The 13190-nt window shown below is 70.1% G+C and carries 11 protein-coding genes; 3 read left to right on the top strand and 8 right to left on the bottom strand.

Annotation, left to right across the window (positions count from 1 at the left end):
* Positions 1–1064: 1064 nt before the first annotated feature.
* On the bottom strand, positions 1065–1721 hold the full coding sequence (locus ACIRP7_RS45195; RefSeq protein ID WP_403672783.1) for a TetR/AcrR family transcriptional regulator: 657 nt from the start codon (positions 1719–1721) through the stop codon (positions 1065–1067).
* Positions 1722–1864: 143 nt separating this feature from the next.
* Here ACIRP7_RS45195 and ACIRP7_RS45200 point away from each other — a divergent pair, with 143 nt between their 5' ends.
* Both ACIRP7_RS45200 and ACIRP7_RS45205 read left to right on the top strand, forming a co-directional pair.
* Positions 1865–2659, top strand: coding sequence for an alpha/beta fold hydrolase (locus ACIRP7_RS45200; protein WP_403672786.1), 795 nt, complete (start codon positions 1865–1867; stop codon positions 2657–2659).
* A gap of 168 nt (positions 2660–2827) precedes the next feature.
* The gene (locus tag ACIRP7_RS45205; RefSeq protein ID WP_403672788.1) at positions 2828–3199 is read left to right on the top strand and encodes an antibiotic biosynthesis monooxygenase family protein; all 372 of its coding nucleotides are present in this window, start codon (positions 2828–2830) and stop codon (positions 3197–3199) included.
* A gap of 189 nt (positions 3200–3388) precedes the next feature.
* Here the strand turns inward: ACIRP7_RS45205 and ACIRP7_RS45210 are convergent, their stop codons facing one another.
* Genes ACIRP7_RS45210 through ACIRP7_RS45235 form a run of 6 tightly spaced genes read right to left on the bottom strand, consistent with a single transcriptional unit; the run spans position 3389 to position 11292 of the window.
* Complete coding sequence (locus ACIRP7_RS45210; protein WP_403672791.1) at positions 3389–5047, bottom strand: (2,3-dihydroxybenzoyl)adenylate synthase; 1659 nt, start codon at positions 5045–5047, stop codon at positions 3389–3391.
* The gene (locus tag ACIRP7_RS45215) at positions 5040–7100 is read right to left on the bottom strand and encodes an acetate--CoA ligase family protein (protein ID WP_403672793.1); all 2061 of its coding nucleotides are present in this window, start codon (positions 7098–7100) and stop codon (positions 5040–5042) included. Before ACIRP7_RS45215 ends, ACIRP7_RS45210 begins: the two co-directional genes overlap by 8 nt.
* Complete coding sequence (locus ACIRP7_RS45220) at positions 7097–8650, bottom strand: FAD-dependent monooxygenase (protein WP_403672796.1); 1554 nt, start codon at positions 8648–8650, stop codon at positions 7097–7099. Before ACIRP7_RS45220 ends, ACIRP7_RS45215 begins: the two co-directional genes overlap by 4 nt.
* Positions 8651–8666: 16 nt before the next feature.
* On the bottom strand, positions 8667–9392 hold the full coding sequence (locus ACIRP7_RS45225) for a maleylpyruvate isomerase family mycothiol-dependent enzyme (protein WP_403672798.1): 726 nt from the start codon (positions 9390–9392) through the stop codon (positions 8667–8669).
* Positions 9389–10219 carry a fumarylacetoacetate hydrolase family protein gene (locus ACIRP7_RS45230; protein WP_403672801.1) on the bottom strand — a complete coding sequence of 277 codons (831 nt, stop codon included), beginning with the start codon at positions 10217–10219 and terminating at the stop codon, positions 9389–9391. Before ACIRP7_RS45230 ends, ACIRP7_RS45225 begins: the two co-directional genes overlap by 4 nt.
* Positions 10216–11292, bottom strand: a complete 1077-nt coding sequence (locus ACIRP7_RS45235; RefSeq protein ID WP_403672804.1) for a cupin domain-containing protein — start codon at positions 11290–11292, stop codon at positions 10216–10218. Before ACIRP7_RS45235 ends, ACIRP7_RS45230 begins: the two co-directional genes overlap by 4 nt.
* A gap of 116 nt (positions 11293–11408) precedes the next feature.
* Between ACIRP7_RS45235 and ACIRP7_RS45240 the strand changes: the two genes are divergently transcribed.
* Complete coding sequence (locus ACIRP7_RS45240) at positions 11409–12182, top strand: IclR family transcriptional regulator (RefSeq protein WP_403672806.1); 774 nt, start codon at positions 11409–11411, stop codon at positions 12180–12182.
* 218 nt (positions 12183–12400) lie between these two features.
* Here ACIRP7_RS45240 and ACIRP7_RS45245 read toward each other — a convergent pair.
* A partial coding sequence (locus ACIRP7_RS45245) for an amidohydrolase family protein (protein WP_403672808.1) occupies positions 12401–13190 on the bottom strand: 790 nt, incomplete at its 5' end.

Genomic DNA, 13190 nt, shown 5'->3' on the forward strand with positions numbered 1-13190 from the left:
TCGTCGACCGGGCCGACGGTGACCTGGAGGTCGCCGAACGACAGGACACTGGCCTGGATCCGGTACTGGTCCATGAAGGCCAGGTGCCGCTCGACGGACCACGGACCGTACGCCCCGGTAATGGCGCCGAGGAGGCCGTAGCGCTTCAGGTAGTCGTTGTACACGTCGGGGCTGTAGTGCGCGTGGGTATCGATACGCCAGTTACCCTTCGGCAGCCCCTGGCCGGACGGGGCCTCCTCCCCCCGTTGCCATGGCAGCCGGCATCACGGTCGCCGCCGCCCCGACAAGCGCCGCGGCCGATGCCCCTTCGATCATCCTTCGACGCGAGATGTTCCGTCGCAGGTTCATTTCCAGTTTCCCTCTTCATTCTGAATGCGAGTCAGGTCGTATGTACGTGCGTCACGGCCCCGTCGCCCGGGCCGGGCAGTGCCTGCATAGGACGGCGGTGATCCCCGCCGGATGGAGTCCGCTCTCTCCTCGGGTGGGCGTGCGCACGGCCCCGGCCGATCGAGGAGCCGTAGCGGCCAAGTCGCTCCCCGGCCGGGCCAGTCGCCGCCAACAGGTCGATCCAGTTCTCACGCGCGGCGAACCCCATGGCGCCGACGCAGCCGCGCCGACTGGCAGTCGGCTGTGGAGCGGACACGCGACCAACGCCGCCGCTGCCCCCACCCAGGTGATCAGGCCGACGGTTCCTTCATGCAGCGCGCCATCGCCGACCTCCTGCCCGCCGGGCCACCCGCCTGGCCGACTCCAGCCCAAGGAACGCGCCGATTCACGACGGAACCGGACAGCGCGGTGCCAACCGCCGTAGTCAGGTGCCGCACAGCAGCGTGACCAATGTTGTCCACCGGCGGGACGAGGAGTACGTGCATGACCGCCAGACAACAGCCGCCTCATAAAGCACGTACCACTCAGCGCATGAAGCCTCCATGAAGCCAATCGCCGCACTCGCGACCGTGCCTTCGAGAGCTTCGTACCGGTCGCGGGGCGTCGCTCAGGTCGGTGGCCGACCACACCGGCTCAGCCGGTCAGGGGGTGGCGATGACAGGTTGTCAGGATTCCGGTCAGCTGCCTGGACGCGGCTGTTCCGGTTGGCCTCCGTCAGGAGCTTTCGGTGACTGCTCCCGAGAGTCCTGCGGTGCGTCGGCAGGGTGCAGCGCGGTGAGCCATTGGGTCACGACGGCGTCGATGAAGGCGTCGGTGACCTGGCCGCGGTCGAGGAATAGGCGGGCGAGGACGGGCCCGTACAGGAGGGTGAACTCGTCGTCGCTGATCTGGATGCCCGCAGGCTCCAGCAGCTTGTTGAAGCCGGTGTAGCGGTCTTCGCCGATGCGGACGAGCGCCCGAGCACTGTCGGGGTCGTGGTCGGCCTGGGCGGTGATGGCCAGGGCCGCGGCTCGAACGGCCGCCACGCTGACGCCGGCGCGCAGGCTCTTCAGCCAGGCGGTGGCCACCTCACGCACGTCGCTGCCCGGTTCGGGGTAGGTGCCGAGGTCGGGGCCTTCGAGGACGAGGTCGAAGAGGAGTGCGGCTCGGGTGGGCCAGTGCCGGTAGAGGGTCTGGCGGGTGACATCTGACCGCTCGGCCAGCAGGGCGTAGGTCAGCCCCGCCGGTCCGACCTGAGGCAGCAGCTCCCGCGCGACACCCAGCACGCGATTGCGGGTGCGCTGCACGCGTGGGTTGCTCTGGGTCGGCTGTCGGCGATGGAGGGGCTGCTTCATGCCGCCACCTTACCGGTACATCATACGTAGTGTGTGATTGACATCACAGGCTCAAATCATACGCACTGTGTGATAGACCTTAGGGAGTAATCACACGCACTGGATGATTCTCGTGTGTCGACGCATTCGAAAGGCAGACGGCCATGTCACCTCGCACCCTGAGCGCACCCACTTTCGCCCGCACTCGCCTCGGCTCCGGCCCCGGCCTGCTCCTCGCCCACGGCGCCGGCAGCAGCCTGGCCGGCACCTACGGCCCCGTCCTGGAAGCCCTCGCCTCCCGCCACACCGTCGTCGGCGTCGACTACCCCGGCAGCGGCGACACCCCCCGTTCCACCACCGCGCTGTCCGTCGACGACCTCGCCGACCAGCTCGTCGCCGCCGCCGACGCGGAGGGCCTGGACCGCTTCGCCGTGTCCGGCTACTCCCTCGGCGGCCCGGTCGCCATCCGCGCCGCCGCCCGCCACCCCGAGCGCGTCACCGCACTCGTCCTGACCGCCGCCTTCCCGCACCGCGACAACCGGCTCGCTCTTGCCTCTTCGATCCAGAGCAAGATCGCCGCGTCCGGCGACCGCGAGCTGCTCGCCGAGTTCCTGCTCATGATGGCCCTCGGCACCCAGGCACTGGAGTCGATGCCTGCCGAGCAGCTGCAGCAGACCCTCGGCTACACCGCCGCCTCCATCGCCGACGGCAGCTCCGAGCAGACCGACCTCGTCGGCCAGGTCGACGTCCGAGACGACCTCGCCGGTATCACGGTCCCCACCCTGGTCGTCTCGACCACCGACGACCGGCTCGTCTCCACCGCCCTGCACCGCCACCTGGCCGAGACCATCCCCGGCGCCCAACTCGCGGAAATCGCCACCGGCCACCTGCCGATGCTGGAGCGGACCGAGGAGTGGCTGCAGCTCATGACCGACTTCCTCGACAAGCACCACGCCTGAACGCACACCACGGGCGGGGCTACGCAGCGAGCGGCAGCCCAGCCCCTCACCCGGACCGCCCATCGATCACGACTCGCCAACAGCGAACTGGACCGCCTCCCGGTCCCTGATCACTTGCAACTCCGCGAGTTCGTAGACCCGCTTCCCCCTCGATTCCTTGGAGAAATCATGCTCAGCTTCGGCCACCTCGACGAGTCCACCCAGTTCCGCGACCAGCAGAAGGAGAAGGCCGGCCCGGTCACCATCATCAACACCTTTGTCGCTCCGGAAGGCAAGGAGGCCGAGGTGGTGGCCGCCTGGACGGACGACGCGGAGTACATGAAGAAGTCGGGGAGCCTGCTCTCCGTGCAGCTGTACCGGGGCATCGGCGGCAGCCGGCTTTTCACCAACGTCGCAGTCTGGCGATCCACCGAGCACCTCCGTGCCGCGCTCGGCACGCCGGAGTTCGCCTCGCACCTGGCGGGCTACCCCGCCGGCACCGTCGCCTACCCGCACCTGTACCAGAAGTTCGCTGTCGAGGGCGTCTGCGAAGGGGAATGACGACCGCGCCGATCTGTTTCCTCTGACCGACCGGCCGGTGCTCGAAGTGCCCGACCTGGTCGACGGAAAAGGCGGTACCTGGAGCTGTTTCCCCAGGTACCGCCAGAAAGCCGGCGTTTTGGCTCCCTCCGGGGAGGCGGGAGCGTCACCGCAACGTCATCGGGCCGCCCTCTGCGGCCGCGAACGCCGTCACACCGCCTCGACGGAGTCTGCCTTGCCACGGACGACATCCCGCAGACGCTTCTTGTCGATCTTTCCGACCTTCGTCAGTGGCAGTTCGTCCATGACCAGCAGGTCTTCGGGCAGTTTGTAGCGGGCCACCTGCATGGCGGTAAGGGCCGCACGGACCGATTCGAGGCTCAGGTGCGTACCCGGTTCGACGACCACGACCGCGCACACCCGCTCCCCCAGGTCGGGGTCGGCCTTTGCAACGGCCGCGACGCGGGCGACACCGGGCAGGCGGTAGATGAGGTTCTCGACCTCCTCGGCGGAGATCTTCTCCCCTCCCCGGTTGATCAGGTCCTTGTCACGTCCTTCGACGACGAGGTTGCCCGACGGGTGCAGCCGGACGACATCACCGGTGCGGTACCAGCCGTCGGGGGTGAACGCGCGGGCGTTGTGCTCGTCGGCCCGGTAGTAGCCGCATGGGGTGTACGGGCCGCGGGTGAGCAGGGCACCCATCTCGCCGGGCGGGACCGGGTGGTCGGAGGCGTCGACGACGAGGATCTCGTCCTCCGGGCACATGGGGCGCCCCTGCGTCTCGATCTTGATGTCGTCGGGGTCGTCGGGGCGCGTGTAGTTCAGCAGCCCCTCTGCCATGCCGAACACCTGCTGAAGCGTGCCGCCGAGTACGGGTTCGGCGCGGCGGGCGACCTCCGGGGCAAGGCGGGCGCCACCGACCTGTAGCAGCCGTAGCGCGGGCGGGGCAGGGTGGCGGCCGGAGGCCACCGCGTCGATCCAGCGCTGGACGACGGCCGGCACGGCGGCGGTCACCGTCACACCCTCAACGGACATCAGCGGAAGCACTCTGTCGGGGTCCGGGGTGCGCGCCAGGACCACCCGGCCACCGTTCATGAGGGTGCCCAGGAGGCCGGGGCAGGCAAGGGGGAAGTTGTGTCCGGCGGGCAGTGACACCAGGTAGACGGTGTCGGCGTCGAGGCCGCAGACCTCGGCGCTGCGGCGGGCGTTGTACTCATAGTCGTCGTGGGTGCGGGTGATGAGCTTCGGCAGTCCTGTCGTCCCGCCGGAGAGCAGGAAGACGGCGATGTCACCACTGTCCGGAGCGATCCCGTCGAGCCGGGCCCGTGCGGCGGCCCGGTCGTCGGCCGGCTCGGCCAGCGCGCGCAGATCCGCGGCCTCGGCGCCGACCGTGCCGCCCGCGACAAACAGTTGACGGACGCTCGGCGTGGCTTCGGCGACCTCCAGCCCCAGAGCCTGGTGGTCGAAGTCGCCCAGTCGGTCCGGTACGGCGATCGACGTCACCTTGGCATGGTCGGCCAGGTAGCGAAGTTCGTGACCGCGGTGCGCGGGCAGTGCCATCACAGGAGCGATCCCGGCCCGCAGACAGGCCAGGGTGAGGGTGACGAACTCCCAGCCGTTGGGCAGCTGGACGAGCATCGCGTCACCGGGTTCGAGGCCGGAGTCCAGGAGGCGGCACGCCAAGCCGTCTGCTCGGTCGACGAGTTGGCGGTATGTGAGGCGCGTGTCGCCGTCGACGACGGCCACCGTGTCGCGGTAGGTCTCGGCCCATTCGTGGAGGTACGACCCGAGTGACCTGCCGCGCCAGTAGCCGGCGTCGCGGTAGTGGTCGGCCGCTTCCTTGGGCCAGGGTACGAATCCCTCACGCATCGTCGGATCCTCCTTGATCCCTTGGGTCACGCAGGAGCAGTACGGCGTCGAGCGCGACGAGGTCGCCGTCGGGCAGGACGCGCAGGGGGTTGATCTCGCACTCGGCCACGGCCTTCTCGGCGGCGAGCAAGGAGAGGGCGAGGAGCACCTGGGTGAGCCGGGCGCGGTCGACCGGGGCGGCGCCGCGCGCGCCGAGGAACATCTCGCGCGTGGCGAGCTCGTCGAGCATCAAGTCGGCCTCGTGCGCGGACAGGGGCGCGAGGCGCAGGGAGACGTCGCCGAGGATCTCGGCGGCCGTTCCGCCCGCGCCCAGCGCAAGCACGGGCCCGAAAACCGGGTCGCGGCGTACGCCGACGATGAGTTCGGGACCCGCCGGGGCCATCTGCTCGACCAGCAGTGCGGGGCTCGCGGGCATCCGGGCTAGGGCGTCGTCGAGCTCCTCATGGGTGCGGACGCCGACCTGGACGCCGCCGACCTCCGTCTTGTGCAGCACCTCCGCGTCGAGAATCTTCACGACGACCGGTCCGCCGAGCTCGTCGAGAGCCGCGTGGGCGGCGGCGGGGTCGGCGCACTCACGCCGTTCCGGCGTACGGATACCCAGGCCCGCGAGGACTCCCTTGGCGGTGTGCTCGTCGACAGGACCCGACTGGGGAAGGGTGGGTGCACCGGAGACGGGAGTATCAGCGGCCTCCAGGCGGGCACGGGCCGCCGCGTCCTCGACCAGCGCGCGCACCATCGCCGATCCGGAGGCCGGCGTGGCCGCGCAGGGGATGCCGGCCAGGCCGAGTTCCCGGCGGGTGTGCCGCGCCTGCTCCACGGGTCCGCCGACGATCGCGACGAGCGGAGTGGCGGTACGGGCGGCGTTCAGAGCGGCCGGGAGGTCCACGGTGGTGGGTTCCAGCAGCCCGTACACGGCGGTGACGTCGACACCGGGATCCTCCGAGACCCGCTCCACGATCTGCGTGATCGTGGGCGAGGGCCGACCGGTGTCGACGGGATTGTTCTGATAGGTGAGGGCGGGGAGCAGCTCACGCAGCTCCTTCACCGTGCGTTCGACCAGCGGGGGAACCTGCACTCCGTGGGAGCGCAGGTCGTCGGTGAGCAGCAGACCGGGTCCGGCCTGGGCGGTGACCAGGCCGACGCCTGCACGGGGATGCGCGGGGAGTCGTACGCGGCTGAGCGCGGTGACGGCGTCGACAAGGTCGCGTTCGTCATCGACGAGGACGGCTCCGGCCTGACGCAGGGCCGTCCGGGTCACGCGCCAGGAGGTGGCCAGGGCGCCGGTGTGGGAGCGGGCGAAGTCGCCGATGTCGCTGCGGCCCACGACCAGGGCCACGACGGGCACCCGGTCGGTCAGGTGGCGTACCGCCTCGGTGAGGCGGCGGCCTTCCGCGGCGGTCTCCACGTGCAGGGCGACGGCCCGTACGCCGTCGTCCTCGGCGAGGTGGCGCAGGACGTCGCCCTGGGTGACGTCCAGGCTGTTGCCCAGCCCGACCCCGAGGCGCAGGCCGACGCCGGCCTCGGCCAGGGCGAACGCCAGCGCGTGGTTGACGCCGCCGCTCGCGGCCACAACCGCCACCGGCCCCGGCTCCAGATCGGCCACGCCTGGTACGAAACTGGCAGCGAGGCGCAGGTGTGGGACGAGGAAGCCCGAGGTGTTCGGGCCGAGGACCCGGATGCCGGTCTCCCGCACCACCTCGGCCAACGCCTGTTGATGCAGCGCACCGTCGCCCCCGGCTTCGGCGAACCCGCCGGCGCAGACGAGCGCGGCGTGGGCACCGACGGCTGCCGCCTCGCGCAGGGCGTCGGGAGTCACGGCCGCCGGAATGCAGGAGACCACCAGGTCGGGTGTGATGCCGTGGGCTGCGGCGGCCTCGCCGACGGTGGGGAAGAAGCCCCGATCGGGGTCCGGGCGGCCAGAGTTGACCTTCAACACCGGCCCTGGGAAGGAAGCCAGGGAGTCGGTCATTGCCGCGCCGAGCTTCCCGGGCGTGGCCGATGCGCCCAGCAAGGCAATGGCTCGGGGTGCGAACAGCGCGTCCAGGGAGCTCACTTGGTGCCTCCAACGAGGTCGGCCCGGCCGGAGAGCACGAGTGTGGTCGCGGTGTCGTCGTCGTACGCGCCGACGATGGCGGCGGGCAGGCTGTGCGCGAGCCGGGCCTCCTCCGCGACCAGCACGCGGGTCAGCGCCGTACCGCCCCGCACACCGACGAGCAAGGCGCCCGCCTCTGCCGTCTCACGCACCTGGTCAAAGGCGAGCGGCAACCCCTCCTCGGTGGCCGGAGCGTCGATCCACACGCCCGCCCCGAACGACTGATCGCAGAAGGGGGCCATCGGGATGCCGGTGCCGTCGGTCCCGGTCAAGAGGTCGTCGCCGATCGTCACCCGGCGCGAGGGAAGGCGGTATGGCCCGGTACGGAAGGGCGTCTTCAGGGGCTCCGCCTCGTGGCGGTGCCGCCACCATCCGTCGACGCGGTCCACGTACATGGCGTCGCGCACGGCGATTTTGCCGCGCGGGATGCTGCGGGTGAGGAAGTGGAAGGCGAACTGTGTCGGATCGTCGAACGTACGGACATAGCGGCCGAAGTGCTCCCACCACGACAGGCTGGGCCGCGCCGAGTTCTGGATCTTCTCGACCTTGGGTCGGCGGCGGTCCTCGTAGAGGTCGAGTGCCTCCGGCACGCTGTGCGGCGCCTGTCCCAGGGCCTCGGCGAGTGCGACCGCGTCCTCCATGGCCATCTTGGTGCCGGACCCGACGGAGAAGTGCGCGGTGTGCGCCGCATCGCCCAGCAGCACCCAGTTGCCCCGCCGCCACGAACTTGCCCTGCGCGTGGCGAAGTTGGCCCAGCGGGAGTTGTTGCCGACCAGCGGGCGCCCGTCGATCTGCTCGCGGAACAGGTCTTCCAGGTAGGCCTTGGTCTTCTCGTCGCTCAGGCCCGGCGGGGTCGACGGATCGAAGGCGTCAAGTCCGGCCCTGGCCCAGGAGTCCGCGTCGGTCTCGACGATGAAGGTGCTGAGTGAGTCGCTGATCGGATAGGCGTGGACGGCGAAGACACCGTGGGGGCCGTCCTGGTGGACGAAGGTGAGCCCGTCGAACATGTAGGAGGTGCCGAACCAGATGAACTTCGCGCTCGCCACCTCGGCGGTCGGCCCGAAATCGTCGCCGAACAGGGTGCGAAAGCGGCTGTTGGCGCCGTCGCACACCACGACGAGGTCGAAGTCGTCCAGTTCGGCGGGATCGCGGACCTCGTGCTGGAAGCGCATCTGCACGCCCTCGGTGCGGGCCCGTTCCTGCAGCAGGCTCAGCAGCGTCTTGCGGGCCACGGCCGCCATGCCCATACCGCCCACGCGCTCCCGGGCGCCGTGCACACGGACCTCGATGTCGTCCCAGTGCCTGCCGTGCTTCTCCAGCGCCTCGCTGAGGACGGGGTCGGCGGCGTCGATGGCGTCCAGTGTGGCGTCGGAGAAGACCACTCCGAAGCCGAACGTGTCGTCGGGACGGTTGCGTTCGAAGACCACGACCTCGGCGCCGGGCCGGCTCCGCTTCAGCAGCGTGGCGAAGAACAATCCGCCGGGACCTGCGCCGATGCAGGCAACTTTCATCGTCTTTCCTTCGTACTCACAGCCACGCGGGCAGCTTCGGCAGGGATCCCCCGCCGGTCGGGTACAGGGGACCGGGCACGGGGCGCCCGGTCGCGTAGGCGGCCAGGCTGGGCAGATCGCCACTGACCACGACCGGCTCGGCGCCGCCCGAGTCACCCAGAAGCCAGGTGTGGGCGCCGTCCTCGGACCGCAGCCGGACAAAGGGACAGTCCGGTCGGCCCTGGAAAGATGCGGCCACGTCGTCGACGAGGGCCGCGCACACGTCGTGCGGGACGTCGTCGAAGCTGGTGTCGATGTTCAGGTCGACGGCGTGGATCCATACCTCGCGCACCCGCATCCAGGGCACCTGGGATGCGGGCACCTCACGCCCTCGCGCCGTGCGCACCGTCGCCCCCCAGCACTCGTCGGGCAGTGCGGCGAATGCCCCGGCGAGACGGCTGTCGGCCGCGCGCAAATCGGCACGCAGCTGCACGGCCGGCCGCCGGGCGCCCTCCTCTATCTCTCGCGCGCGCTGGTCGCCGGTTGCGTACATGGGCGTCTCGACACCTGTACGTGCCCAGGTCAGCAGGTTGACGAGGGCGTCGGCGTTGCGGGTGACGTGGGCGACGACGTGGGCCCGGCTCCAGCCCGGCAGGTACGAGGGCTTGGTGAATCCTGGGTCGGTCAGCCGGTGCACGGCGGCTTCGAAGGCCGCCGTGCCCTTGGCCGCCTGCTCCAGCACCATGGCCGGGCCTGCGCTCACCGTGTCTCCCGGCGGCAGGTGTTGCGGGTCTCGCCGATTCCCTCGATCCGGGTGACGAGGAGTGAACCGTCCTGCAGATAGCGGGCGGGCTTGCGGGCGTGGCCGACCCCGCCCGGGGTGCCGGTGGCGATCACGTCGCCGGGCACGAGGGTGACGATCTCGGACAGGTACGCGACCAGGGTGGCCGGGTCGAAGACGAGGTCACCGGTGTCGGCCTTCTGGACCGTGTCGCCGTCGACTTCACAGGTCAGGTTCAGGCCCTGGGCGGAGACTGCGGGGTCGTCGGCGGTCACCAGCCACGGTCCGATGGGGGTGGTGGCCTCGAAGGTCTTGCCCTGGTCCCACTGGGTGGTGCGGTACTGCCAGTCGCGGGCGGTGACGTCGTTGAGCACGGTGTACCCGGCGATCGCGGCTCGCGCCTGCTCCGGGTCGGCGTGCCGGACCTCGGCCCCGATGACGACGCCGAGTTCGGCCTCCCAGTCCATCTGCGTGGACGCGGCGGGCAGGGTCACGTCGTCGTAGGCGCCGACCAGCGCCCGCGCGAACTTCGAGAAGAGCGTGGGGTGCGAGGGGAGTTCGCGGCCCATCTCCAGTATGTGGGTGCGGTAGTTGAGACCGACGCACACGACCTTCTCCGGCGCGATGACCACGGGGGCGTAGTCCAGGGCGCCTTCGTACGCGTCACCGTCGGCGTCCGCGGCACGCGTCGCCCAGTCGACGTGGCGCAGGAAGGCCACCAGGTCGCTCTCGCCGAGGTCCACGGCCTTGTCCTCGTCGACGCGGACAGCGCGCGTGGTGCCGTTGACCCGGATGGTGGCGAGCTTCACTTGTGTTCTCCTCGGGAAGTGCGGGCGAGACCGAGGGCCTCGTAGACGGGCTCGTCGCTGAAACGGAACAGGTCGACCTGGGTGCGGGCGGACAGCGAGACCTCGCACCAGGACGGGACGACGAACAGGTCGCCCTTGGCGATCTCAAAAACCTTGTCGCCGACCTGGGCGACCGCCTCACCCTCGAACACCTGCCAGACCGCGGAGCCGACCGTGCGCACCGGGGTGGTCCGGGTGCCGGCCCGCAGTCGGCGCATCTCGGTGCGCATCGTGACCAGGGCGTCCCTGCCGGTGGTGGGGTTCGAGAAACGGACTCCGGCATGCCCGGGTTCGAGCACGCCGGGCACGCCCTCTTGCTCCAACTCCAGCTGAGCGGTCAGGGCAGCGTCGGTGTGCTCCCAGCGGTACGCGTTCAGCGGGGAGTTGGGCTGGTCGGGCCGGCCGATCGGGCGCAGCCCGGGGTGGCCCCACAGTCGCTCGCCGCGCGAGCGCTCGGGGGTTTCCCGAGTGGAGAGCTCGTCGGGGCCGAACTCGAAGAAGCCGGCGTCCAGCTTGGAGACGAGCGGGATGTCGAGGCCGTCGAGCCAGGCCATCGGCTCATCGGTGACGTTCTGGTGCTCGTGGAAGGCCCAGCTCGGTGTCAGCAGCAGGTCGCCCCGCCGCATCGCCACCGCGTCTCCGTCGACGTTGGTCCACACGCCCTCGCCTTCGACGATGAACCGGAAGGCACCCTGGCTGTGCCGGTGCGAGGGGGCTACCTCGCGCGGACCCAGGTACTGGATCGCGGTCCACAGGGTCGGGGTGGCGTAAGGAAGGCCCGGAAGGCCGGGGTTGGACAAGGCCATGGCGCGGCGCTCGCCGCCACGGCCCACCGGCACGAGCTCTCCGGAGCGCTGCGCGATGGGCAGCAGCTCCGCCCATCGCCACAGGTGCGGCACCGCGGCAGACTGCGGCGACATCGGCATCAGGCCGTCCACCTGCGTCCACAGCGGGATCAGACCCGCGTCCTCGAAATCCGCGTACAGCTCGTCGAGCAGCTTGCGCTCGGTCTGTTCGCTGGTGGTGTCGGTCACGGAAACCTCCAGGTCGTGTGTTCGGCGACCGCCGGAAGAAGCGCGGTTCACCGCGCCGTCCCTGACGCTACGTTCCGTTTCCCCTGACCGGAATCCTTGATAGGTATGATTCCTCTATGGAGAATTCAGCGGATCACTCGCCCAGCCCCTCGTATCCGGTGAGCGCCGCCGGCAACGCCCTGCGCGTCGTCCGGCTGCTGCACGAACTCGACGAGCTGCGGGTGATGGACGTCGCCGACCGTCTCGGCGTCGCGCGCTCGACCGCTCACCGGGTCCTCGCGATGCTCGTCTTCGAGGGATTCGCCGTGCAGGACCGTCACAAGGTGTACCGGCCGGGTCCGGCTCTGCAGGCGATCAGGGGAAGCCAGACAGCCCCTCCGCCGGACCTGATCACCATCGCCCACCCCCATCTGCAACGGCTGGCGGACGCTGTCCGGGAGACGACCCACCTGATGGTGCTCGAGGGCAACGGCAGCCGCTTCCTGGACGGCGTGGAGGGCTCCCAGGCACTCCGCGTCAGCTACCGCACCGGCACACTCCTGCCCGCGCATGTGACCTCGGGCGGCAAGGCTCTGCTCGCGGCACTGCCGGCGGACCGGCTCCGGGCCCTCTACCCCAACGGACTCCCCGAGGACCAGGCCAAAGCTCCCAAGGACTTCGAGAGCCTGATGAACGAGTTGGTGTCCGTGCGCCGCCTCGGCTACGCCCTCAATTTTCAGGAGAGCGAGCGCGGAGTGCACGCCGTCGGCGCGTGTGTGCGCGACCGCACCGGCGCCGCGGTGGCCGCCGTGGTCGTGGCGGCCCCGTCCGTCCGCTGCAACCGCGCACGGCTCGCTGAACTGTCCCAGCCTCTCCTTACGACCGCACGGGACATCGGTCAGGCCCTGTGAACGGCAGCGGCGCACGCCACCTCGACCCACCGGGTGGCGCGCGCCGTAGCGGTCTTCAAGGAATGTCACACGACCTGTGCGAAGGGTGTCCCGGTGAACGCGCGGTTGCGGTTGTTCGCCAGGGCGGCCCCGCCCGGCACTGCCCTGCTCGCCCACTTGGCGCGACTACTGGTAATCGACACGGATGAGAGACCGTCAGACTTGAGCCCGATCTTCGCTCACAGCCCCAGAAGGCGGTCGGCGTTGCCGTGCGCGATGCTCGCGAGGTCGGCCGGCGCGTACGGTGCGGAACGCAGGAACTTCACCGCTTCGGCGCTGGACTCGAAGGGGTAGTCGATGGAGAACAGCACCCGGTCGACACCGACGGCATGGACGGCTCCCAGCAGCGCGGCATGGGACATGACTCCGCTGGTGGTGACGTACACGTTGTTGCGCAGGTAATACGAGGGCAGGTGCTGCACCCGCTGCTCGGCGGGCACCTGGTCGTAGCGGCTGTCGAGCCGGGCCATCTGGAACGGCAGCAGCTCACCCATGTGCCCCAGCATCACCGACGCGCCCGGGAACTCGTCGAACACACCGCCGTAGACCAACCGGAGCGCATGGGCACCCGTCGTCGCCGTCCATCCCCACGACGGCCCGACCAGCACGGGATACCCGTCAAAGACATGCCAGTTGTCGGCCGGGATGACAGCCGGATGCAGATACAGCGGCACACCCAGACGCTCCAGCTCGGCCCATACCGGCCTGAACTGCGGCTCGTCCAGATAATGCCCCCGCACATGATCGTTGAACAGCACGCCCTTGAGCCCGAGTTCCTGCACCGCCCGGCGCAGCTCCACCACCGCCGCCTTCGGATCCTGCAGCGGAAGAACCGCGAAGCCCGCGAACCGATTCGGATGCGCGGCGACCGCCTTGGCCAGAAAGTCGTTGACCCGCCGCGCGACAGCCACCGCCTCCGCCGGGTCCTCGATCACTTCCAGACCCGGCGTGGAATACGAGAGAACCTGG

Origin of the sequence: Streptomyces sp. NPDC102270 (assembly GCF_044766405.1) — a bacterium.
GTDB lineage: Bacteria > Actinomycetota > Actinomycetes > Streptomycetales > Streptomycetaceae > Streptomyces.

What these genes read in the sequence shown, in the direction of transcription:
- ACIRP7_RS45195 (WP_403672783.1), bottom strand. Translation starts at nt 1,721, where the DNA reads ATGAAGCAGCCCCTCCATCGCCGACAGCCGACCCAGAGCAACCCACGC.
- ACIRP7_RS45200 (WP_403672786.1), top strand. Translation starts at nt 1,865, where the DNA reads ATGTCACCTCGCACCCTGAGCGCACCCACTTTCGCCCGCACTCGCCTC.
- ACIRP7_RS45205 (WP_403672788.1), top strand. Translation starts at nt 2,828, where the DNA reads ATGCTCAGCTTCGGCCACCTCGACGAGTCCACCCAGTTCCGCGACCAG.
- ACIRP7_RS45210 (WP_403672791.1), bottom strand. Translation starts at nt 5,047, where the DNA reads ATGCGTGAGGGATTCGTACCCTGGCCCAAGGAAGCGGCCGACCACTAC.
- ACIRP7_RS45220 (WP_403672796.1), bottom strand. Translation starts at nt 8,650, where the DNA reads ATGAAAGTTGCCTGCATCGGCGCAGGTCCCGGCGGATTGTTCTTCGCC.
- ACIRP7_RS45240 (WP_403672806.1), top strand. Translation starts at nt 11,409, where the DNA reads ATGGAGAATTCAGCGGATCACTCGCCCAGCCCCTCGTATCCGGTGAGC.